This is a genomic window from Bradyrhizobium sp. Ses1, assembly GCF_059512365.1.
Genome location: NZ_JCAMOQ010000042.1, coordinates 28,592 through 50,674, shown reverse-complemented (window position 1 = coordinate 50,674; position 22,083 = coordinate 28,592). Strand labels below are relative to the sequence as shown.

General features: G+C 63.6%; 19 protein-coding genes. 8 read left to right on the top strand and 11 right to left on the bottom strand.

Annotation, left to right across the window (positions count from 1 at the left end):
* Positions 1 to 39: 39 nt before the first annotated feature.
* The 8 genes from AC5ZG5_RS33670 to AC5ZG5_RS33635 all read right to left on the bottom strand — a co-directional run bounded on the left by AC5ZG5_RS33670 (position 40) and on the right by AC5ZG5_RS33635 (position 9,790).
* Positions 40 to 2,997, bottom strand: coding sequence for a 2-oxoglutarate dehydrogenase E1 component (locus tag AC5ZG5_RS33670; RefSeq protein WP_456645271.1), 2,958 nt, complete (start codon positions 2,995 to 2,997; stop codon positions 40 to 42).
* Between the two features lie 136 nt (positions 2,998 to 3,133).
* Positions 3,134 to 4,018 (bottom strand): succinate--CoA ligase subunit alpha, encoded by an 885-nt coding sequence (gene sucD, locus AC5ZG5_RS33665; RefSeq protein ID WP_456645272.1) that lies wholly within the window; start codon positions 4,016 to 4,018, stop codon positions 3,134 to 3,136.
* A 60-nt stretch (positions 4,019 to 4,078) separates the two neighbouring features.
* Positions 4,079 to 4,558 carry a DUF1579 family protein gene (locus AC5ZG5_RS33660; protein WP_130228374.1) on the bottom strand — a complete coding sequence of 160 codons (480 nt, stop codon included), beginning with the start codon at positions 4,556 to 4,558 and terminating at the stop codon, positions 4,079 to 4,081.
* A gap of 2 nt (positions 4,559 to 4,560) precedes the next feature.
* Positions 4,561 to 5,757, bottom strand: coding sequence for an ADP-forming succinate--CoA ligase subunit beta (sucC, locus tag AC5ZG5_RS33655; RefSeq protein ID WP_456645273.1), 1,197 nt, complete (start codon positions 5,755 to 5,757; stop codon positions 4,561 to 4,563).
* 130 nt (positions 5,758 to 5,887) lie between these two features.
* Positions 5,888 to 6,856, bottom strand: coding sequence for a malate dehydrogenase (gene mdh / locus AC5ZG5_RS33650; protein ID WP_130228372.1), 969 nt, complete (start codon positions 6,854 to 6,856; stop codon positions 5,888 to 5,890).
* A 251-nt stretch (positions 6,857 to 7,107) separates the two neighbouring features.
* On the bottom strand, positions 7,108 to 8,295 hold the full coding sequence (zapE, locus tag AC5ZG5_RS33645) for a cell division protein ZapE (RefSeq protein ID WP_456645274.1): 1,188 nt from the start codon (positions 8,293 to 8,295) through the stop codon (positions 7,108 to 7,110).
* Positions 8,296 to 8,431: 136 nt separating this feature from the next.
* Positions 8,432 to 8,968: an RNA 2',3'-cyclic phosphodiesterase gene (thpR, locus tag AC5ZG5_RS33640; RefSeq protein ID WP_130228370.1), complete on the bottom strand. Its 537-nt coding sequence runs from the start codon at positions 8,966 to 8,968 to the stop codon at positions 8,432 to 8,434.
* 174 nt (positions 8,969 to 9,142) lie between these two features.
* On the bottom strand, positions 9,143 to 9,790 hold the full coding sequence (locus AC5ZG5_RS33635; protein ID WP_456645306.1) for an arylesterase: 648 nt from the start codon (positions 9,788 to 9,790) through the stop codon (positions 9,143 to 9,145).
* 55 nt (positions 9,791 to 9,845) lie between these two features.
* Here AC5ZG5_RS33635 and AC5ZG5_RS33630 point away from each other — a divergent pair, with 55 nt between their 5' ends.
* The 4 genes from AC5ZG5_RS33630 (at position 9,846) to AC5ZG5_RS33615 (ending at position 14,902) form a co-directional block, all read left to right on the top strand.
* Positions 9,846 to 10,565, top strand: coding sequence for an ABC transporter ATP-binding protein (locus AC5ZG5_RS33630; RefSeq protein WP_456645275.1), 720 nt, complete (start codon positions 9,846 to 9,848; stop codon positions 10,563 to 10,565).
* The gene (locus AC5ZG5_RS33625) at positions 10,562 to 13,132 is read left to right on the top strand and encodes an ABC transporter permease (protein ID WP_456645276.1); all 2,571 of its coding nucleotides are present in this window, start codon (positions 10,562 to 10,564) and stop codon (positions 13,130 to 13,132) included. The genes AC5ZG5_RS33630 and AC5ZG5_RS33625 overlap by 4 nt, the downstream gene beginning before the upstream one ends.
* Positions 13,133 to 13,370: 238 nt before the next feature.
* Positions 13,371 to 14,162, top strand: coding sequence for a Bax inhibitor-1/YccA family protein (locus tag AC5ZG5_RS33620; RefSeq protein ID WP_028166231.1), 792 nt, complete (start codon positions 13,371 to 13,373; stop codon positions 14,160 to 14,162).
* Positions 14,163 to 14,356: 194 nt separating this feature from the next.
* Positions 14,357 to 14,902: a GNAT family N-acetyltransferase gene (locus tag AC5ZG5_RS33615; protein WP_456645277.1), complete on the top strand. Its 546-nt coding sequence runs from the start codon at positions 14,357 to 14,359 to the stop codon at positions 14,900 to 14,902.
* A 117-nt stretch (positions 14,903 to 15,019) separates the two neighbouring features.
* Here AC5ZG5_RS33615 and AC5ZG5_RS33610 read toward each other — a convergent pair whose 3' ends face one another.
* The 3 genes from AC5ZG5_RS33610 to acnA all read right to left on the bottom strand — a co-directional run bounded on the left by AC5ZG5_RS33610 (position 15,020) and on the right by acnA (position 19,476).
* Positions 15,020 to 15,391 carry a DUF2794 domain-containing protein gene (locus AC5ZG5_RS33610; protein ID WP_456645278.1) on the bottom strand — a complete coding sequence of 124 codons (372 nt, stop codon included), beginning with the start codon at positions 15,389 to 15,391 and terminating at the stop codon, positions 15,020 to 15,022.
* Positions 15,392 to 15,836: 445 nt separating this feature from the next.
* Positions 15,837 to 16,595: a DUF1223 domain-containing protein gene (locus tag AC5ZG5_RS33605; RefSeq protein WP_028166228.1), complete on the bottom strand. Its 759-nt coding sequence runs from the start codon at positions 16,593 to 16,595 to the stop codon at positions 15,837 to 15,839.
* Between the two features lie 160 nt (positions 16,596 to 16,755).
* Positions 16,756 to 19,476 carry an aconitate hydratase AcnA gene (gene acnA / locus AC5ZG5_RS33600; RefSeq protein WP_456645279.1) on the bottom strand — a complete coding sequence of 907 codons (2,721 nt, stop codon included), beginning with the start codon at positions 19,474 to 19,476 and terminating at the stop codon, positions 16,756 to 16,758.
* A 312-nt stretch (positions 19,477 to 19,788) separates the two neighbouring features.
* On the opposite strand from acnA, the gene ccmA reads away from it, so the two are divergent.
* The 4 genes from ccmA (at position 19,789) to ccmD (ending at position 22,039) form a co-directional block, all read left to right on the top strand.
* On the top strand, positions 19,789 to 20,391 hold the full coding sequence (gene ccmA, locus AC5ZG5_RS33595) for a heme ABC exporter ATP-binding protein CcmA (protein ID WP_456645307.1): 603 nt from the start codon (positions 19,789 to 19,791) through the stop codon (positions 20,389 to 20,391).
* Positions 20,388 to 21,056 carry a heme exporter protein CcmB gene (ccmB, locus tag AC5ZG5_RS33590; protein ID WP_456645280.1) on the top strand — a complete coding sequence of 223 codons (669 nt, stop codon included), beginning with the start codon at positions 20,388 to 20,390 and terminating at the stop codon, positions 21,054 to 21,056. The genes ccmA and ccmB overlap by 4 nt, the downstream gene beginning before the upstream one ends.
* 72 nt (positions 21,057 to 21,128) lie before the next feature.
* A complete protein-coding gene (locus AC5ZG5_RS33585) occupies positions 21,129 to 21,860 on the top strand; it encodes a heme ABC transporter permease (RefSeq protein ID WP_130228363.1) in 732 nt (243 codons plus the stop codon).
* Positions 21,860 to 22,039: a heme exporter protein CcmD gene (ccmD, locus tag AC5ZG5_RS33580; RefSeq protein WP_409334867.1), complete on the top strand. Its 180-nt coding sequence runs from the start codon at positions 21,860 to 21,862 to the stop codon at positions 22,037 to 22,039. The genes AC5ZG5_RS33585 and ccmD overlap by 1 nt, the downstream gene beginning before the upstream one ends.
* Positions 22,040 to 22,083: the final 44 nt, after the last annotated feature.

The window sequence follows — 22,083 nt, the reverse complement described above, 5'->3', positions numbered from 1 at the left end:
CTGAATGCCTCGCTTCCGCGGGGCATGACGGATCGAATGTCAGTTCAACGCCTCGTCCAGGAACGCCTTGAGCTGCGCGAGATGCTTCGACATCAAGCCCGTGGCGGTCGCCGCAGCGGCCGCGCGGCCGGCGTAGCGCGGACGCCTGTTCGGCGCATGGATCTGGTTCAGCACCCACTCGAGATAAGGCTCGATGAAGTGCCAGGCACCCATGTTGCGCGGCTCTTCCTGGCACCACACGATCTCGGCGCCCTTGAAGCGGCCAAGCTCCTGCACCAGCGCCTTCAACGGCACCGGATAGAGCTGCTCGATGCGCAGCAGATAGATGTCGTCGATGCCGCGCTTCTCGCGCTCTTCGTAGAGGTCGTAATAGACCTTGCCCGAGCACAGGATGACGCGGCGGATCTTGGCGTCCGGCTGCAGCTTGATCTTTTCATCCGGCAGCATCTGGGCGTCATCGTATAGGATGCGGTGGAAGGTCGTACCCTTGGCCAGCTCCTCGAGCCGCGAGACGGCGCGCTTGTGCCGCAGCAGCGACTTCGGCGTCATCATGATGAGCGGCTTGCGGATCTCGCGATGCAACTGCCGCCGCAGCACGTGGAAATGGTTGGCCGGCGTGGTCGGATAGACCACCTGCATGTTGTCCTCGGCGCACATCTGCAGGTAGCGCTCGAGACGGGCCGAAGAATGTTCCGGACCCTGCCCTTCGTAGCCATGCGGCAGCATGCAGACGAGGCCGGACATGCGCAGCCATTTGCGCTCACCCGACGAGATGAACTGGTCGAACACCACCTGGGCGCCGTTGGCGAAGTCGCCGAACTGCGCCTCCCAGATCGCCAGCGCATTCGGCTCGGCGAGCGAATAGCCGTATTCGAAGCCGAGCACCGCTTCTTCCGACAACAGCGAGTTGATGACCTCGTAGTGTCCCTGGTCACCGCCGAGATGGTTGAACGGCGTGTAGCGGCTCTCGTCCTCCTGGTCGATCAAGACCGAGTGGCGCTGCGAGAAGGTGCCGCGCTCGGAATCCTGGCCGGACAGGCGGACGTGATGGCCTTCCTCCAGCAGCGAGCAGAATGCCAGCGCCTCAGCGGTCGCCCAGTCGATGCCGACACCGCTGTCGATTGCCTTCGCACGGTTATCGAGGAAGCGCTGGATGGTGCGGTGGACGCGGAAGCCATCCGGCACCTTGGTGATCTTGCGGCCGATGTCCTTGAGCACGGCGGCATCGACGCCGGTGACACCCCGGCGCGCGTCCTCCTCCTGGTCCGCGATCTTGAAGCCGGCCCATTTGCCGTCGAGCCAGTCGGCCTTGTTCGGCTTATAGCTGGCGCCGGCCTCGAATTCAGCATCGAGCCGGGCGCGCCAGTCGGACTTGGCCTTCTCGACCTCGACCTCGGTGACGACACCCTCGGCGATCAGCCGCTTGGCATAGATATCCAGCGTGGACGGATGCGAGGCGATCTTCTTGTACATCACCGGCTGGGTGAAAGCCGGCTCGTCGCCCTCGTTGTGGCCATGCCTGCGGTAGCAGAACATGTCGATGACCACGGGCTTGTGGAACTTCTGGCGGAACTCGATCGCGACCTTGGCCGCGAACACCACCGCTTCCGGATCGTCGCCGTTCACATGGAAGATCGGCGCGTCGATCATCTTCGCCACGTCGGACGGATAGGGCGAGGAGCGCGAGTAGCGCGGATAGGTGGTGAAGCCGATCTGGTTGTTGACGATGAAGTGCAGCGAGCCGCCGGTGCGATACCCCTTGAGGTCGGACAGGCTGAAGCATTCCGCCACCACGCCCTGGCCGGCGAACGCCGCGTCGCCATGCATCAAGAGCGGCAGCACGGAAATACGCATGTCCGGCGGATCGCCATGCTGGTCCTGCTTGGCGCGCACTTTGCCGAGCACCACGGGGTCGACGATCTCGAGATGTGAGGGGTTCGCGGTCAATGACAGATGGATGCTGTTGCCATCGAACTCGCGATCCGAAGAAGCACCGAGGTGGTACTTCACGTCGCCGGAGCCTTCGACGGCGTCGGGATTGGCCGAACCGCCCTTGAATTCGTGGAACAGCGCGCGATGCGGCTTGCCCATCACCTGGGTCAGCACGTTGAGGCGGCCGCGATGCGGCATGCCGACCACGATCTCCTTCACACCGAGATTGCCGCCGCGCTTGATGATCTGCTCCAGCGCCGGAATCAGCGATTCGCCGCCATCGAGGCCGAAACGCTTGGTGCCGGTGAACTTGACGTCACAGAATTTCTCGAAGCCCTCGGTCTCGATCAGCTTGTTCAGGATCGCGCGGCGCCCCTCAGGGGTGAAGCTGATCTCCTTGTCCGGCCCCTCGATGCGCTCCTGAATCCACGCCTTCTGCGCGGCATTGGAGATGTGCATGAACTCGACGCCGAGCGTCTGGCAGTAGGTGCGCTCGCAGATCGCGACGATTTCGCGCAAGGTGCCGTATTCGAGCCCGAGCACGTGGTCGAGGAAGATCTTGCGGTCGAAATCGGCTTCCGTGAACCCGTAGGTGCGCGGATCGAGCTCTTCGCGGTCGCGCGGCGCCTCGATGCCGAGCGGGTCGAGCTTGGCGTGGAAGTGACCGCGCATGCGGTAGGCGCGGATCAGCATCAGCGCACGGACCGAATCGCGCGTCGCCTGGTTGACGTCGACTGGCGAGAGTTCGGCGCCCTTGGCCTGCGCCTTGGCGGCGATCTTGTTGCCGACGGCCTTCTCGACCTGCGCCCAATTGCCGTCCAGCGCCGAGGTCAGGTCGTCACGCGGCGTTACCGGCCAGTTGGGACGGCTCCAGGACGGCCCTTCGGCGTTCTTCTGGACGTCCGCCGGGGTGTCCTTCAGGCTCTTGAAGAAATCCTGCCAGTCGGTGTCGACCGACGCCGGGTCCTGCTCGTAGCGGGCGTAGAGATCGTCGATGTAGGTGGCGTTGGTGCCCTGCAAAAAGGAGGAAAGGGCAAAAGCGGCGTTCGCGTCCTGGCGAGACATGATAGCGTCCTGGTGATTTTCGGTTCGCGCGCAAGTGACGGCGCAAGCAGCCGGCCCGGAAGGCCGGCTGGCTGAGATTAGGATGGTTTACCCTATTTAATCCTAAACTTCGCGCCGAAAAGAACCAAGGACTGAATCAAGACTTCAATTTCTCGGCAAGGGTATGCCCGAGGCGTGCGGGTGACGGAGAAACGGTGATTCCGGCCGCTTCCATGGCCGCGGTCTTGGAACCGGCGTCGCCCTTGCCGCCGGAGATGATCGCACCGGCATGACCCATGCGGCGGCCGGGAGGGGCGGTAACGCCGGCGATGAAGCCGACCATCGGCTTCTTGCGGCCCCGCTTGGCCTGGTCCTTGATGAACTGGGCGGCATCCTCCTCGGCCGAGCCGCCAATCTCGCCGATCATGATGATCGACTTGGTAGCGTCGTCCTTCAGGAACATTTCCAGTACATCGATGAATTCGGTGCCCTTGACCGGGTCGCCGCCGATGCCGACAGCCGTGGTCTGGCCGAGCCCCTCCTGCGAGGTCTGGAACACGGCCTCGTAGGTCAACGTGCCCGAGCGCGAAACGATCCCGACGCTGCCGGGCCGGAAGATGTTGGCCGGCATGATCCCGATCTTGCACTCGCCAGCGGTCATGACGCCCGGGCAGTTCGGCCCGATCAGCCGCGACTTCGAGCCTGACAGCGAGCGCTTGACGCGCACCATGTCGAGCACCGGGATGCCCTCGGTGATGCAGACGATCAGCGGGATCTCCGCATCGATCGCCTCGCAGATCGCGTCCGCCGCACCCGGCGGCGGCACATAGATCACCGACGCATCGGCGCCGGTCTTCTCGCGCGCCTCGCGCACGGTGTCGAACACCGGCAGGCCGAGATGGGTCGAGCCGCCTTTGCCGGGCGACGTGCCGCCGACCATCTTGGTTCCGTAGGCGATCGCCGCTTCCGAATGGAAAGTGCCGTTCTTGCCGGTGAAACCCTGGCAGATGACCCTGGTGTTGTTGTCGATCAGGATGGACATGTCTTCAGATGCTTTCGCGAAACGCCGGTGACAGGTTTAGTTGTTTGAGCCGAATCAGGCTTAGTGGACACGCCGATACACGCCGGTGAGCACGTCTGCCCATCCTTCCGCGTCGGGCGAGAACTGGATCTTCATGGTGTAGCTGTTGTCGTCGACGACCTCGTAGAGGTGACGCGCGTTGCCGCGCAGCGAGCCCCGAACGAGCGTCAGCGTCTTGCCGACCCAGCTTCCGGACGCCGGCGACGGCGGATAGTAGCCGAGCGAATCGTGCCAGAACAATTTGTAGAGCCGGTCGTCGCGGTCATAGGTGAACAGGGCATGGGTAGCGAATATCTCCTGGCCGTCTCGCGTCTGGCGCGAGTCCTGGATCAGGTAGAAGCCGTTGAGATCGATGCGCGCCACCACATGCGAGGTGGCGGGACCGCCCGGGTTCCAGCGCGACGGGTAGACCACCTCCTCGCCGGCCCATTCACCCGCGAAGACTCCGAGCTTCTTGTGCTCCGGAAGCGGTGACGGTGCGGCGAGATGGTCCTGAGCCATTGCTAGCCTCCCTTGACGGCATTCACGATTTTCTGCGCGGCGTCATCGAGATTGTCAGCGGGCAGGACATTGAGACCGCTATTGTTGATGATCTTCTTGCCCTGCTCGACGTTGGTGCCTTCGAGCCGCACCACCAGCGGCACCTTCAGGCCGACCTGCTTGACCGCAGCCACGACACCCTCGGCGATCACATCGCACTTCATGATGCCGCCGAAGATGTTGACCAGGATGCCCTTCACATTGGGGTCCGCGGTGATGATCTTGAACGCCGCGGCCACCTTGTCGACACTAGCACCGCCGCCGACGTCGAGGAAGTTCGCGGGCTCCATGCCATAGAGCTTGATGATGTCCATGGTCGCCATGGCAAGCCCGGCGCCGTTGACCATGCAGCCGATGGTGCCGTCGAGCGCAACATAGTTGAGGTCGTATTTCGACGCCTCGATCTCCTTGGCATCCTCCTCGGTCTCGTCGCGCAGCGCCGCGACGTCGGGATGGCGGAACATGGCGTTATCGTCGAAGGACACCTTGGCGTCGAGCACGCGGAGCTGCCCCTGCTTGGTGACGACGAGCGGATTGATCTCCAGCATCGCCATGTCCTTGGCCGTGAACGCGGCATAAAGCTGGCTTACGAGCTTTTCCGCCTGCTTGGCCAGATCGCCGGAAAGGTTCAGCGCCTTCGCGACGGTGCGGCCGTGATGTGGCATGATGCCGGTGGCCGGATCGACCGAGAAGGTAATGATCTTCTCCGGGGTCGAGTGCGCGACGTCCTCGATGTTGACGCCGCCTTCGGTCGAAACCACGAACGAGACCTCGGAGGTCTCGCGGTTGACCAGGATCGAGAGATAGAACTCCTTGTCGATCTCGGAGCCTTCCTCGATGTAGAGGCGGTTGACCTGCTTGCCAGGCGCCCCGGTCTGCACCGTCACGAGCGTCGCGCCGAGCATCTGCTTGGCGAACGCAGCAACCTCGGCCACCGACTTGGCGATGCGGACGCCACCCTTGTCGCCGGCGGAGGCCTCCTTGAACTTGCCTTTGCCGCGGCCGCCGGCGTGGATCTGGCTCTTCACCACCCAGATCGGGCCGGGAAGCGTCTTGGCCGCCACCTCGGCATCCTCAGGCTTCAGCACGGGTACGCCGCGCGAGATCGGCACGCCGAAGTCGTGCAGCAATGCCTTGGCCTGATATTCGTGGATATTCATCGGGACGCTCCCCAAAACCCTCTACGGCGAAGTTCTACAGTTCACCTTGGTAGTTGGCATACCACATACCAAAAGAACTGCAACCCAGAAACGCTTTCGGCCCCCGATCGGGGCCGAAAACTGAACGAAATCAATGACCGAGCAGATCGGGCGCGATCTTCTTGCAGGCGTCGACCAGACCCTGCACCGCGCCAACCGACTTGTCGAACGCCTCGCGGTCCTTGCCGGCCAGCTCGATCTCGACCACGCGCTCGACGCCCTTGGAGCCGATCACCACGGGCACGCCGACATACATATCCTTCACGCCGTATTCCCCGTTGAGGTAGGCGGCGCAAGGCAGCACGCGCTTCTTGTCCTTCAGATAGCTCTCGGCCATCGCGATCGCGGATGCCGCCGGCGCATAGAAGGCCGACCCGGTCTTCAGGAGGTTGACGATCTCGGCGCCGCCATTGCGGGTGCGGTCGACGATCTCGTCGATGCGCGCCTGCGAGGTCCAGCCCATCTTGACCAGATCGGGCAGCGGGATGCCCGCGACCGTGGAGTAGCGCGTCAGCGGCACCATGGTGTCGCCATGACCGCCAAGCACGAAGGCGGTGACGTCCTCAACACTGACGTTGAACTCGTCGGCGAGGAAATAGCGGAAGCGCGCCGAATCGAGCACGCCGGCCATGCCGACAACTTTCTTGCTCGGCATCCCGGAGGCCTTCTGCAGCGCCCAGACCATGGCGTCGAGCGGGTTGGTGATGCAGATGACGAAGGCATCGGGGGCATACTTCTTGATGCCGGCGCCGACCTGCTCCATCACCTTCAAATTGATGCTCAAGAGGTCATCGCGGCTCATGCCAGGCTTGCGCGGCACGCCGGCGGTGACGATGCAGACTTTGGCGCCATCGAGCGCCTCGTAGGAATTGGCGCCGACCAACTTGGAATCGAAGCCGTCGACCGGCGAGGACTGCGCGATATCAAGCGCCTTGCCCTGCGGCACGCCCTCGGCGATGTCGAACAGCACGACGTCGCCAAGCTCTTTCAGGCCGATCATGTGAGCCAGCGTTCCGCCGATCTGGCCGGAGCCAATCAAAGCAATCTTGTCGCGCGCCATGGGAAATCTGTCCTTTGAGCACAAAGAGGAGGATGGATAGCAGATCGGATCGCTGGTTATCCCTTTCGAATGATCCATTCAAGTCGCGGCCATGCCCAATTGTCGGGCCGGCCGCGCATTCGCATCAGAGGCATACCAGCGTGCCCCCCGTCATTCCGGGGCATCGCGCAGCGATGAACCCGGAATCTCGCGCGGCCATCTCAAGATTCCGGGTTCGCGCTAACGCGCGCCCCGGAATGACGAGTGAGGCGCTACGTCTCCACCAGTCCCGTGCTCGCGCCGCTGGCCGTGGAATCCTTTCGCTTCCCGTGCGGAAGCGCCAGATAGGAGGCCGAGCTCATTTCGATCAGGCGCGAGGACGTGCGCTTGAATTCGTTGGCCTCGACACCTTCGGTCGCGAGGTAAAGCGACACCGGGTTGGCTTGGGCAGAGGCCATCAGTTTCACGGCATTGTCATAGAGCGTATCAATCAGCGAGATGAAGCGCTTGGCAGCGTTCCGATCGGCCAGATCCATCACCGGGATCCGATCGATCAGAATGGTGTGATAATCGTGCGCGAGTCTCAGATAGTCGGAGGCAGCCAATGGCCTCTCGCAAATCTCGGCAAAGCTAAAACGCGCCACGCCATGCGACGAGCAGGGCACCTGCAGGATGCGACCCTTGATCGGAATGTCGCGCGGTTTGCAGGGCGCATTGCCGGTCATCCTGGCCCAGGCCGTATTCAGCGCGGCCTCCGCCTCATCATCGGCCGGCACGAGCCACATCTTCCCGCCGGCAAGTTTTTCCAGACGGAAATCGGTGCGCGCATCGAGCCGCAGCACGTCCATATGCTCGGAGATCTGCGCGATGAAGGGCAGGAATAGCGCGCGGTTGAGGCCGCCTTTGTAGAGATCTTCCGGCGCGACGTTGGAGGTCGCGACCACGACGGTGCCGAGCTCGAACAGTTTGGCGAACAGCCGCCCCAGGATCATCGCATCCGCGATGTCGGTGACGTGGAATTCGTCGAAGCAGAGCAGCCAGGCCTCATCGAAGATCGCCTGCGCGGTGAGCGCGATCACGTCGGCATCGGCGATCTCGCCGCGCGCGATCTGCTGCCGGTAGCCGTAGATCCGCTCGTGCGCCTCGGCCATGAATTCGTGAAAATGGGCGCGGCGCTTGTGCTCGATCGGACACTGCTGGAAGAACAGGTCCATCAGCATGGTCTTGCCGCGGCCGACCTCGCCATGGACGTACAGCCCGTGCGGCGGCTCGTTCTTGTCGCCGCCGAACAGCCGGCCGAACAGGCCCTGCTTGCGCGAGGGCTTATAGCTTGCAAGGCGGTCCTCGAGCGAGCCGAAAGCGTCGGCGACGCGAGCCTGCTCCGGATCGGCTTCGATCGCCCCGGAGTCAACGAGAGCCTGATAATGCGCGCGGAAGGAACTCGGCGAGGTGGAGAGCATGCCCCTTTCCGCCCTATGGGACGAAAAATTGCAAGCCGTGAATGACGCCGGGGCTATGACAAATTCTAACGGCGGTCATGCCCCGGTGGTTGGCCCGGAGGAATCCCCACGTCGCCATCTACGCCCTGACCGGCGCTCACGCGCTCAGCGCGTATGAATCCTCGACCACATAGGGTCCTCCGCCGGTGGAGGCGCGCGAGGAGAACAGCACGAAGCGCGAAGCCAGGAAGGTGCGGCTCGGGAAGTAGCCGCGCACCGAGAGATAGTCGGCGACGTCCTGGCTCGAAGCGTCATGCAACCGCGCCAGCGTGACATGCGGCGTGAATTTGCGCCCTTCCGGATCGAGCCCGATCCGCTGCATCAACCGCTCAAGCTCGGCCTGCAGGTCGATCAACGGCTTGCTCGGCTCGACGGAGGCAACCACGGCGCGCGGCTTGCGTCCGCCAAAGCTCGACAGCCCCTGCAGCTTGACCTCGAACGGCTTGCGGTTGATCCGCAACAACATCGACGCGATCTCGTTGGCAGAGACGCCGTCGATATCGCCGATGAAGCGCAAGGTGACGTGATAATTTTCGGGATCGATCCAGCGTGCGCCGGGAAGGCCGCCACGCAAGCTGGAAAGGGTCTGGCCGATTTCGGCCGGGATTTCCAGTCCAGTGAACAGACGCGGCATCGCAAGATCCTCGATGCAGAGCGTGAGCTCGAAGAGCCCTCGCTGAGAATAGCCCGGCAGCGAATCACCGGTGATTATTTGTACCCGACTTATATGACTCTGCGAAGCAGGCGAGATTAACAGCTCGTAAACCTACGGAGAAACCGCAAGCCAGGCTTGTCCACTGCCTGTTTTTCAACTCCGCTGCCCGGAGATCGTGCCAACAAGTGCCTCTACGGTGGGCAGCATATTTTTTACGATGATGTCGATGCCATCAGCGGTCGGATGCATGCCGTCGGCCTGGTTGAGCTTGGCGTCGGCCGCGACACCTTCAAGAAAGAACGGGTAAAGCGGCACGCCGAAGGATTTCGAAAGCTCCGGATAGATCGCATTGAAGCGCGCCGCATAGTCGCCTCCGTAGTTGGGCGGCGCAAGCATGCCACAGATGAGCACCGCTATGCCGCGCGCCTTCAGCCGCGACAGGATGTCGGACAGAGCGGCACGGGTCACCGCGGGATCGGTGCCGCGCAGCGCGTCGTTGGCTCCGAGTTCGAGGATGACGGCGTCGGTTCCCTCGGGCACCGACCAATCGAGCCGCTCGCGGCCGCTGGAGGCGGTATCGCCGGACACCCCGGCATTGATCATATCGACCCTTATCCCCTTGGTCTCCAAAGCCTTTTGCAGTTTAGCGGGGAACGCGGCATTGGCCGGAAGACCAAGCCCGGCGCTCAAGGAATCGCCCAATACCACCATCTTGATCGGTTTGGCCGCCCCGGCCGATTGTCCCTGTGCCGTTGCCGTAGCCGCCGTCATCAAGGCCACAATCAACACAAGTATGTGCACGAGGGTCGCAATCCGACCCTCGACCCGCGCGGCGGAAGTGCCATATGACCGAGCCATGGACAGTCTCATAGAATCCTCTTCGCTCTCCGGCGTCGCGCCGGACTCCGTTTCCATTTCCAACGTCAACCTCTCGCTCGGCACCGGTGCGGCCCGGGTTCATATCCTGAAGGATATCAGCCTTCGTGTGGCATCGGGGGAAGCGATCGGACTGATCGGGCCGTCAGGCTCGGGCAAGTCGACGCTGTTGATGGTGATGGCGGGATTGGAACGTCCTGACAGCGGTGAGGTGGTAGTCAATGGCACGCCGTTCAATACGCTCGACGAGGACGCGCTGGCGCGTTTCCGAGGCCGCCAGGTCGGTATCGTCTTTCAGTCGTTCCACCTGATCCCCACCATGACGGCGCTGGAAAATGTCGCGGTGCCGCTCGAACTTGCCGGCAATCCCGACGCCGCCGAGCGCGCCGCCGTGGAACTGACATCGGTCGGCCTCGGCCACCGGCTGCACCACTATCCGACGCAACTCTCCGGCGGCGAGCAGCAGCGCGTGGCGCTCGCGCGTGCGCTGGCGCCCGATCCCGCGATCCTGGTCGCGGACGAGCCGACCGGCAATCTCGATGAGGCAACGGGCAAGCAGATCGTAGACCTCCTGTTCACCAAACATGCCGAGCGCGGCATGACGCTGGTGCTCGTCACCCATGACTCTTCGCTGGCGCAGCGCTGCGACCGCGTGGTGCGGCTTCGTTCGGGACGGATCGACGGACAGTCCGCAACATGAGCATTGCTGTCGAGGCTGCCACGACGAGCCGCGCACCGTCGCTTGCGCTCCGCTATGCGCTGCGCGAGTTGCGCGGCGGCCTGCGCGGCTTCTACGTCTTCATCGCCTGCATCGCGCTCGGCGTGATGGCCATCGCCGGCGTCGGCTCGGTGGCGGCGAGCTTGAGCGAAGGGCTTACACGCGAGGGCCGGACGCTGCTTGGCGGCGACGTCAGCTTTTCCCTGATGCAGCGCGAGGCCAAGCCGGCCGAGATCGCGTTCCTGCGCACACATGGCGACGTCTCAGTCGGGGCAACGCTGCGCGCGATGGCGCGCAATCCGGCGGGCACTCTGGCGCTGGTCGAGCTGAAGGCCGTCGACGGGTCTTATCCGCTGCTCGGCGAACTGACGCTCAATCCGAAGATGCGGGTCTCCGACCTCTTCGCCGAACGCAACGGCGTGTTCGGCGCCGGCGTCGATTCGACCTTGCTGGCGCGGCTTGATCTGAAGCTCGGTGACGACGTCAGCATCGGCGGCGCGACGTTCCAGATCCGCAGCGTGGTCGAGGCCGAGCCGGACAAGCTCGTCGGCGGCGTTGGCCTGGGCCCCCGCTTCCTTGTCAGCGAGGCGGGCCTGCGCGCAACCGGGTTGCTGCAGCCCGGCAGCCTGGTGCGCTGGGTCTACCGCGTGAAGCTGCCGGCCAACGCCAATGACGACCGCGCGACCACCACGTTCATCGATGGCGCGCGCAATGCGCTGCCCGAAGCCGGCTGGGAGATCCGCAGCCGCGACAACGCCTCGCCGCAACTCGAACGCAATATCAATCGCTTCACTCAGTTCCTGACCCTGGTCGGCCTCGCCGCGCTCCTGGTCGGCGGCGTCGGCGTCGCCAACGCCGTCAAGAGCCACATTGACCGTCGGCGCGACGTCATCGCCTCCTTCAAGGCGCTCGGCGCCACCGGCCGCGACGTCTTCACGATCTATCTGACCCAGGTGATCGTGCTCGCCACCATCGGCTCGGTGATCGGGCTGGCGCTCGGCGCGGCCCTGCCCTTCGTCATCGTCGGCGTGTTCGGGAAGCTGCTGCCGCTGCCGGTGATCCCGGCGCTGCATCCCGATGAACTCGCATTGTCGTTCGTCTACGGTCTCCTGACCGCGCTCGCGTTCGGGCTGTGGCCGCTCGGCCGGGTGCACGACGTGCCGGTCGCGGCGCTGTTCCGCGATACGGTCGCCAGCGAATGGCACCGGCCGCGCTGGAGCTATCTGGCGCTGATGGGCGCGGTGATCGCGCTATTGATCGCGGTTGCGGTCGGACTTTCCTACGACAAGCGCATCGCCGCCGTGTTCGTCGCCTCCTCTATCGCAGTCTTCGTGCTGCTCCGTTTGATCGCCGCCGGGTTGATGGCGCTGGCGCGCCGGCTGCCGCGTAGCCGCGTCACCATGGTGCGGCTGGCGGTCGCCAACATCCACCGGCCAGGCGCGTTGACGCCATCGGTGGTGCTTTCGCTCGGCCTCGGGCTCGCCGTGCTCGTGACCATCACCCAGATCGACGGCAATCTGCGCCGGCAATTCCTCGCCGCCCTGCCCGACCGCGCCCCCTCGTTCTTTTTCATTGATATTCCCTCCACCGAGGCCGACCGGTTCAGCGCTTTTCTGAAGCAAACCACGCCGGACGGAACGGTCGAGGACGTGCCGATGCTGCGCGGGCGCATCGTTGCCGCCCGCGGCGTCAAGGCGGACGAGTTGAAACCATCGGTCGACGCCGAATGGGTGCTGCAGAGCGACCGCGGCCTCACCTACACCGGGGAGGTTCCCAAAGGCTCGAAGGTCGTCGAGGGCGAATGGTGGGGCGCCGACTATCACGGCCCGCCGCTGGTCTCGATGGAGAAGAAGATCGCCGACGGGCTGAGGCTCAAGATCGGCGACGAGATCGTCGTCAACGTGCTCGGCCGCGACATTTCGGCGAAGATCGCCAATCTCCGCAACATCGACTGGCAGGGGCTCGGCATCAATTTCGTGCTGGTGTTTTCGCCCAACGCCTTCAAGGGCGCCCCGCACAGCCATGTGGCGACCCTGACGGAGGCGCATCCGTCCCCTTCCGACGACGCCCGCATCATCAAGCAGGTCGCCGACGCTTTCCCGATGGTGACGAGCGTCCGGGTCCGCGAGGCGCTGGAGACCATCGGCAGCGTCGTCACCAATCTCGTGCTGGCGATCCGCGGCGCCAGCGCGGTGACGCTGATCTCGGCTATCCTGGTGCTGGGCGGCGCGCTCGCCGCCGGCCACCGCCACCGCGTCTATGACGCGGTGATCCTGAAGACGCTCGGCGCCACCCGCGCCCGCCTGCTGGGCGCCTATGCGCTCGAATATCTGATGATTGGCTTCGCCACCGCGCTGTTCGGCGTGTTCGCCGGCTCGATCGCCGCCTGGCTGATCGTCACCCGGCTGATGACGCTGAGTTTCGTCTGGGAGGCCGGCAGCGCCGCGGCGGTGGTGGTCGCGGCGCTGATCGTCACCGTCGGGCTCGGGCTGGCCGGCACGCTGCTCGCCCTGAACCAGAAGCCCGCGGCCGTGTTGCGGAATTTGTGACAATTTGAAGCGGGGAACGAGCTCGGTTAATACCGGTTTTGCCTTGAAATAAAGGCCAGAGCGACATTCAGCCGCGCGTGGAAGCTTGCGGCGGTTGTGTTAGTTTCCCACATACGCCTTGGGTCGGATGGGCGGTTTGATGACACGGATTTTAATGTCCGCAGGCCGCGCTATCTGAGATAGATTATACTCGGTCCCGCAAATCCCTTGCGACCGGAACAACCACGGGAATTCGACCATGTCGGACCTAGACCGTAACTATGCCTCTCCCTTCGGCCGGGCCGCCGGTCGCATTGACACTGCGACGGTCGACGCCGGTCTGCGCGCCTACATGCTGCGCATCTACAACTACATGTCGATCGGCCTCGCGATCACGGGCCTGGCCGCGCTCGGCGTCTATATGGCGGCGGTGACGGCGGATCCGTCCGCAGCCGTCGCAAAGTTCGGCAACGCCTATCTGACGCAGTTCGGCTATGCGATGTTCGTCAGCCCGCTGAAGTGGCTGTTCATCCTCGCACCGCTGGTGATGGTGTTCGTGATCTCGGCCGGCATTAACCGGCTGCAGCCCGCGACTGCTCAGCTCCTGTTCTGGGTGTTCTCGGCGCTGATGGGCCTCTCGCTGTCGTCGATCTTCCTGGTGTATACGCACACCTCGATCGTGCGGGTGTTCTTCATCACCGCGGCGACCTTTGGTGCGCTCAGCCTCTACGGCTACACCACCAAGCGTGACATGAGCGGCATGGGCTCGTTCCTGTTCATGGGCCTGATCGGCATCATCATCGCCAGCCTGGTCAACCTGTTCCTGGCGAGCTCGGCGCTGCAGTTCATCGTTTCGGTGGTCGGCGTGCTGGTGTTCGCGGGCCTCACCGCTTGGGATACCCAACGGCTGAAGAACGACTACATCTACGGCTACGCCTCGCAGGGTGGCGCGATTGCCGAGCGTGCGGCGATTACCGGCGCACTCTCGCTCTACCTGAACTTCATCAACCTGTTCACGCTGCTCCTGCAGCTCCTCGGACAGCGCGACTAAGCGCCTCCGGCAGTACCAACGATCGAAGCCCCGGCCTCACCGCCGGGGCTTTTCGTTTGCGCACTCAGTCCCCTACCCGGGCTCGTTCCCGAGCATCCACCATTGACGAGAAAGGCGTGGATGGCCGGGTCAAGCCCGGCCATGACAGATAAGGAGAGCGTTGCTCCCGGGAAACCTGCTGCTATCTTGCCGCCATGTCCGCCGTCGAGATCAGGCCCGCCACCGAGGCCGACCTTCCCTCCGTCACTGCAATTTACGAGCACGCGGTGCGCTTCGGCACCGCGACGTTCGAGCTGGTCCCGCCGGACCTCGCGGAGATGACGCGCCGCTTCAGGGCGCTGACGGATGGCGGCTTTCCCTATTTCATCGCCGCCCTTGACGGAGGCGTGGTCGGTTATGCCTATGCCGGCGCCTACCGCCCGCGTCCGGCCTATCGCTTCACGGTGGAGAATTCGATTTATCTGGATCCCTCGATCCACCGCCGCGGCGTCGGCCTGCAACTGCTGCAGCGGCTGATCAGCGAATGCGAGGCGCGCGGCTACCGGCAGATGATCGCGGTGATCGGGGACTCCGCCAACGCCGGCTCAATTGGCGTTCACCTCAAGACCGGCTTCACGCTGATCGGAACCCATCCGAGCGTCGGCCTCAAATTCGGCCGCTGGCTCGACACGGTGATGATGCAGCGCGCGCTCGGCGACGGCGCGACCACGATACCGACCGAGGATCCGGGCCGGCGTTAATTCTCCGTCATTCCGGGGCCCGCGTAAGCGCGAACCCGGAATCCAGAGGTTGGTGAGAGCGCAATTGCCGCACGAGATTCCGGGTTCGCTTCGCGCCCCGGAATGATGGACGCGGCCTTAAACAACCGCCAGCTTGCGGTCGATCACGAGCAGCACGCGCTCCAGCTCATGGCCGCGGCGCAGGATCAGGCCGGTCGCCGAGATCACGCTGTACATGCCCTGCTTGCGGGCGAGCCGCGGGTCCTTTTCGATTCGATAGATCGGGACTTCGGAGGAGCGGCGGAACACCGAGAACACGGCGCGATCCTTCAGGAAGTCGATGGCGTAATCCCGCCACTCGCCGTCGGCGACCATGCGACCATAGAGATTGAGGATGCGATTGAGTTCGAGACGATTGAACGTCACGCGGTTCTGTAGCGGGGTGGCAGCGGCGGGCCGCGCCGCCGCGCGAAGCCCGCTTGGCTCGCTGTCCTCCGATATCGATATCATCAAGCGCCTCCTGTCATGCGGCTGACATGATTGCGCTAACCGGGCAGCGCCGCAAGGGTTCAGAGCCGCCGTGCGACGAATGGGAAGATTTTCCAGGAGTCACAGTATCGTTAGAAAGAATCTTATTGCTGCCCCACTTCCGCCCACCGCCCGCCCCGCTGCCCTGCGAAAAGGAAATCCTGCGTTGGCCCGGTTCTTTCGGTTCCGGATTCCTCAGCCCCCAGCCCCCCGGGGCCGTCGGGACCGGGCCTGTTCGCAGGGGAGTTAACTCCCTTTTGACTGGGCCAACGAGAGTTGGTCCTTTTCTTTTTTGGGGGTTCCTCACGACACGTCATTCCGGGCACGCGACAGCGTGAACCCGGAAACTGGAGGTTGATGGCGAGAGATTCCGGGTTCGCGCGATGCGCGCTCGGAATGACAGGATGTGGCGGGTTTGATTTAGACCTTACCGCAGCGGCGTCATAGCCGCGCCGAGCATGGGGCCCGGCTTGTCGCGATTGCCGTCCTGGACATAGACGACGGCGGCATCGACGCCTTCACGCGAGATGTTCTCGATCGGCACGGTCCAGCTTCCCGCGCTGCCATTCCAGTCGCCGACCTTCAACAGGTTACGCACCACGTTGTGGTAGGTGATCTCTTGCCCGCGATTCTCGCCGCGCCCGATCGAGATCGGCACCGCCTTGGAGATCGAGCAAATCCAGACTTCGCCATGCTTGACGCGCGGCCCATTGCTCGCCGCCACCGAGACATTGATCTGCTTGCCGGACAGCGACATCGTCACCGGCACCGACATCACGCCCTCGGTCGCGGTATCCTTGATCGCAGTCTCGATGCCGACGCGATCGCTGCCGATCACCTTCGCCGAGCCGTTAACGATGACTTGCGGCGTATAGACGTCGCGGTCGCCGCGCACATGCGAATAGGCTTTCTGGCGTGCGCTGAAGCGCGAATCAGCCAGCGTGTCCTTCCAGCCGAGATAATCCCAGTAGTCGATCGGCATGCTGAGCGCGATGACATTCGGGTCCTTGGCGAGTTCGCCGATGATCTTGTCGGCGGGCGGGCAGGACGAACAACCCTGTGAGGTGAAGAGCTCGACGACCGCACGCGGATCGGCGTGGGCGGGTCGGATGATCGCGATAATGGCGCAAACACTGAGCGCGCCGGACCAAAGCGAAAGACGATTATAGGCCATCATCGCTGTCATACTGAGAACCGATCGTGATGATTTCCATCCGTACTTGTACGGGGCATGAGAGACGACCCTGAAGAGCATGCCCCTGACGTGCGAAAGCGGCCTTTTTCATAGGCCGCCCGCATTTTCCTAGCCATTCACGTAGCAGTGAGGCACCGATCACAAATCCGCGTTAGGCCGCGAGCTTGCGCAACACGTAGTGCAGGATGCCGCCGTTGCGATAATAATCGAGCTCATCGAGCGTATCGATGCGGCAAAGCAGCGGGACATGCTGCACTTTGCCATCGCTGGAGGTGACGTCCGCCGTCAGCATCTGGCGGGGCTTCAAATCGCCCTGCAAGCCACGAATCGTGACCTTCTCGTCGCCCTTGATGCCGAGCGACTGCCATGACGTGCCCGGCTCGAAGGTGAGTGGCAGCACACCCATGCCGACCAGATTGGAGCGATGGATGCGCTCGAAGCTCTGGCAGATCACCGCGCGAACACCGAGCAGGCGGGTGCCCTTGGCCGCCCAGTCGCGCGATGAGCCGTTGCCGTACTCGGCGCCGGCGAACACCACCAGCGGCACGCCTTCCGCTTGGTACTTCATCGCGGCATCGTAGATCGACATCTGCTCGCCGTCGGGCCAGTGCTTGGTGTTTCCGCCTTCCGGAATATTGCCGTCGGCGCCCTTGAGCATGAAGTTCTTGATGCGGATGTTGGCAAAGGTGCCGCGCATCATGACCTCATGATTGCCGCGCCGCGTGCCGTACTGGTTGAAGTCGGCGGGGCGCACCTGATGCTCGCTCAGGAATTTGCCGGCGGGTGACGTCAGCTTGATCGAGCCGGCCGGCGAGATGTGGTCGGTCGTGATCTTGTCGCCGAACATGGCGAGGATCCGCGCCTCGACGATGTCGGTGATCGGCTCGGGCTCCTTCTTCATGCCCTCGAAATAGGGCGGGTTCTGCACATAGGTCGAGCTCATATTCCAGCGATAGGTCTCGCTCTCGACCGTCTTGATCTTGCGCCAGTTGGTATCGCCCTTGAACACGTCGGCGTATTTCTTCTTGAAGATCGACGCGGTGACGAACTTCTTCATGAAGGCGTTGATTTCCTTCGCGGTCGGCCAGATGTCCTTCAGGTAGACCGGCTTGCCGTCCTTGCCCTCGCCGATCGGCTCGACCGCGAGATCCTTGGTCACGGTGCCCGCCAGCGCGTGCGCTACGACCAGCGGCGGCGAGGCGAGATAGTTCGCCTGCACGTCAGGACTGACGCGGCCCTCGAAGTTGCGGTTGCCCGACAGCACGGCGGCGGCGACGATGCCGTTGTCGTTGATCGATTTCGAAATCTCTTCCGGCAGCGGGCCGGAATTGCCGATGCAGGTGGTGCAGCCGAAGCCGACCAGGTTGAAGCCGACCTTGTCGAGATCGGCCTGCAGGCCGGAATTGGCGAGATATTCCGCCACCACCTGGCTACCCGGGGCAAGCGAGGTCTTCACCCAAGGCTTCGCTTTCAGGCCCTTGGCAACCGCGTTGCGTGCCAAAAGGCCGGCGCCGATCAGAACGCTCGGATTGGAGGTGTTGGTGCAGGAGGTGATCGCCGCGATCACGACGTCGCCATGGCCGAGATCGAAGTTGCGGCCCTCGACCTGATAGCGCTTCTCCGCATCATCGGCCTTCTTGTATTCGCTGGCGAGCGCCGTTGCGAAGCCGGTCGCGACCGCAGGAAGGGCGACGCGGCCCTCTGGGCGCTTCGGCCCGGCCATCGACGGCACGACATCCTTGAGATCGAGAATCAGCTTTTCCGTGAACACCGGATCGGTCGATTTCGCCGTGCGGAACAGGCCCTGCGCCTTGGCATAGGCGGCGACCAGCGCGACACGGTCCGCCTTGCGGCCGGAGGTCTTGAGATAATCGATGGTCGCGGCGTCCACCGGGAAGAAGCCGCAGGTCGCGCCATATTCCGGCGCCATGTTGCCGATCGTCGCCTTGTCCGCGACCGAAAGATAATCGAGGCCAGGGCCGAAGAACTCGACGAACTTGCCGACGACGCCCTGCTTGCGCAGCATCTGCGTCACTGTCAGCACCAGGTCGGTCGCGGTGACACCTTCCTTGAGCTGTCCCTTGAGCTTGAAGCCGACCACTTCGGGCAGCAGCATCGACAAGGGCTGGCCGAGCATGCAGGCTTCCGCCTCGATGCCGCCGACGCCCCAGCCGAGCACGGCAAGGCCGTTAACCATCGTGGTGTGCGAATCAGTACCAACAAGCGAATCGGGATAGGCGACCTCGAAGGTGCCGGTCTTCTTGCCGACCGTCATCTTCTCCTTCTTGGTCCACACCGTCTGGGCCAGATATTCGAGATTGACCTGGTGGCAGATGCCGGTACCAGGCGGCACCACCGAGAAGTTCGAGAATGCCTTCTGGCCCCATTTCAGGAACTCGTAACGCTCCTGATTCTGCTTGTATTCCTCGACCACATTCTTGGCGAAGGCCTTGTTGTCGCCGAAGAAGTTGACGATCACGGAGTGGTCGATGACGAGGTCGACCGGCACCAGGGGGTTGATCTTCTCCGCATCGCCGCCGAGATTCTGCATCGCGTTGCGCATCGCCGCGAGATCGACCACAGCCGGAACACCCGTGAAATCCTGCATCAGCACGCGCGCGGGGCGGAAGGCGATTTCATGCTCGAGCTTGCGCTTCCTCAGCCATTTGCTGACTGCGACGATATCTTCCTTCTTGACGGTGCGGCCGTCCTCGTTGCGCAGAAGGTTTTCAAGCAGCACCTTCATCGAGTATGGCAGCTTCGAAATGCCCTTCAGACCGTTCTTCTCTGCCGTAGGCAGGCTGTAATAGACGTAGGTCTTGCCACCGACCTTCAGGGTCTTGCGGCATTTGAAGCTGTCGAGCGAGGTCATGCGAGGAAATCCCACTTATTCCGTTATACCCGGCAAGGGTATTTTTATACCGGCAGCGGCGAGGTCGGCTTCCGGCTTGCGGAGGCCGATGGTGTGCTGCATCAAGTTCCGGGGCTTATAGAATCTTTCTAGAAGCGCCGCCACACCGACGAGCGCGCCACAGCCTTGCGCCACCCAAAAATTCTCAACGGCTAGCGAAAGATTTCTTTGAGCATGATCCGAAAAAGTGGGGACCGGTTTTCCCCGCGACAAACGCGAAGCGTCTGCGCGGCGATCGTGCTTGAGCAGATCTAGAGGGCCGTGAAGGGCATGATGCGGCTCTCAGGACAAAACTTGCGATGCGTGCGGGGCGGCCGCGAAGTGTTTTCCGGATTAGGCTTTGCAGCATCATCGGGCGAAGCGCTTGCCATCACCGGCCCCAATGGCTCGGGCAAGACCTCGCTGTTGCGCGTGATCGCCGGCCTTTTAATGCCGTCGGACGGCTCGATCACGCTCGATGGCGGCGAGGCCGAACTGACGGTGGCCGAGCAGGCGCACTATCTCGGCCATCGCGACGCGCTGAAGCCGGGCTTAAGCGTGCTCGAAAATCTTTCCTTCTGGCGGGATTTTCTCGGCGGCGAATCGGATGACGCCGGCCGATGCCTCGCCTCCGTCGGTCTTGACCATGCGACCCATCTGCCCGCCGCCTACCTCTCCGCTGGCCAGCGCCGACGGCTTTCGATCGCGCGGCTGCTGGTCGCGCGGCGGCCGGTCTGGCTGCTGGACGAACCGACCTCCGCGCTCGACACCAAAGGCCAGGACCTCTTCGTGGGTTTGATGCGCGATCATCTCGCAGGCGGCGGCATCCTGATCGCCGCGACCCATACCCCGCTCGGCATCGACGTCAGGGAAATGCGCATGGGGGCCGCGTCATGACCGGGCTCTCGGCACTGATTCGGCGCGACATCCGGATTGCGCTGCGCGTCGGCGGCGGCGCGCTGATCGGCGTGTTGTTCTTCCTCACCGTCACCGTGCTGATGCCGTTCGCGGTCGGGCCGGACCTGGCGCTGCTGACGCGGCTGGGACCCGCGATCCTCTGGCTCGGCGCGCTGCTGGCGAGCCTTCTGACGCTCGACCGGCTGTTCATGGCCGACCACGAGGACGGCTCGCTGGATCTCATCGTGATGAGCCGGACGCCTCTGGAACTCGCCTGCGCGGCGAAGGCGCTGGCGCATTGGCTCGCCGCCGGCCTGCCGCTGATCGTGGCGACGCCCGTGCTCGGGCTGCTGCTCAATCTCGATGGCACCGCGACCTTGGCGGTGGCGCTGACGCTGCTGGCGGGAACCCCCGCGCTCACCTTCACCGGCATGATCGGGGCGGCGCTTGCCGTCACGTTGCACCGCGGCGGGCTGCTGCTGGCCGTGCTCGTGCTGCCGCTATCGATTCCGGTGCTGATTTTCGGCGTCGCGGCCTCGCAAGCCGCGATCACGGGCCCATTGTCGTTCGGAACCCCGTTCTCGATCCTGTGCGCGCTGTCGCTGGTGAGTTTCGTGGTCGGGCCTTTTGCCGCAGCCGCCAGCCTGCGGCATGGGCTGGATTGAGATCAATCAACTCTTCACGAGAGGTTTTGGGCCAATTGCTTGCGACGCCGGCCGCGACTATCAGAGAAAGCCATGAGCCTGATCGACCTTGCCAACCCCACGAAATTCCTCGCGCTGACCGCGCGCGTGCTGCCGTGGCTGGCGGGCGCGACCGCGATCCTGCTGCTGATCGGGCTCTACCAGTCCGCGATGGCGCCGGACGATTACCAGCAGGGCGCGACAGTCAAGATCATGTTCATCCACGTGCCGAACGCGTGGCTGTCGATGTTCGTCTGGGGCATCATGAGCATCGCCTCGCTCGGCACGCTGGTCTGGCGACATCCGCTCGCTGACGTCGCGGCAAAGGCTGCAGCCCCGATCGGCGCCGCCTTCACCTTCCTCGCCCTCGTCACCGGCTCGCTATGGGGCCGGCCGATGTGGGGGACCTATTGGGAATGGGACGCCCGGCTCACCTCGGTCCTGATCCTGTTTTTGATGTATCTCGGCCTGATCGCGCTGTGGCGCGCGGTGGAGGATCCCTCGCGCGCGGCGCGCGCCGCTGCGGTGCTGACGCTGGTCGGCGCGATCAACATCCCAATCATCAAGTTCTCGGTCGACTGGTGGAACACGCTGCACCAGCCGGCATCCGTGATCCGGATGGGCGGGCCGACGCTGGATAATGCCTTCCTGATTCCGCTCCTGGTGATGGCGGTCGCATTCTCGCTGCTGTTCATCACGCTGCACCTGGCGGCGATGCGGAACGAAATCCTGCGCCGCAGGGTGCGCAGCCTGCAGATGATGCAGGCCAATCAAAAGGCGGCATGATGGCAGCGCTCGGCCCCTACGCCTCCTTCATTGCGACATCCTACGGGCTGGTAGCAGCCGTGGTGGTGCTGCTGATCGTCTGGATCTTTCTCGACTACCGCCAGCAGACGGCGCGGCTGCGCGAACTCGAGGCCAGCGGCATTGTCAGGCGCTCCGGGCGCAGCGCGGCGGAGATCTAGAGCATGATCCGGAAAAGGGGAAATCGGTTTTCCGAAAAGATCTC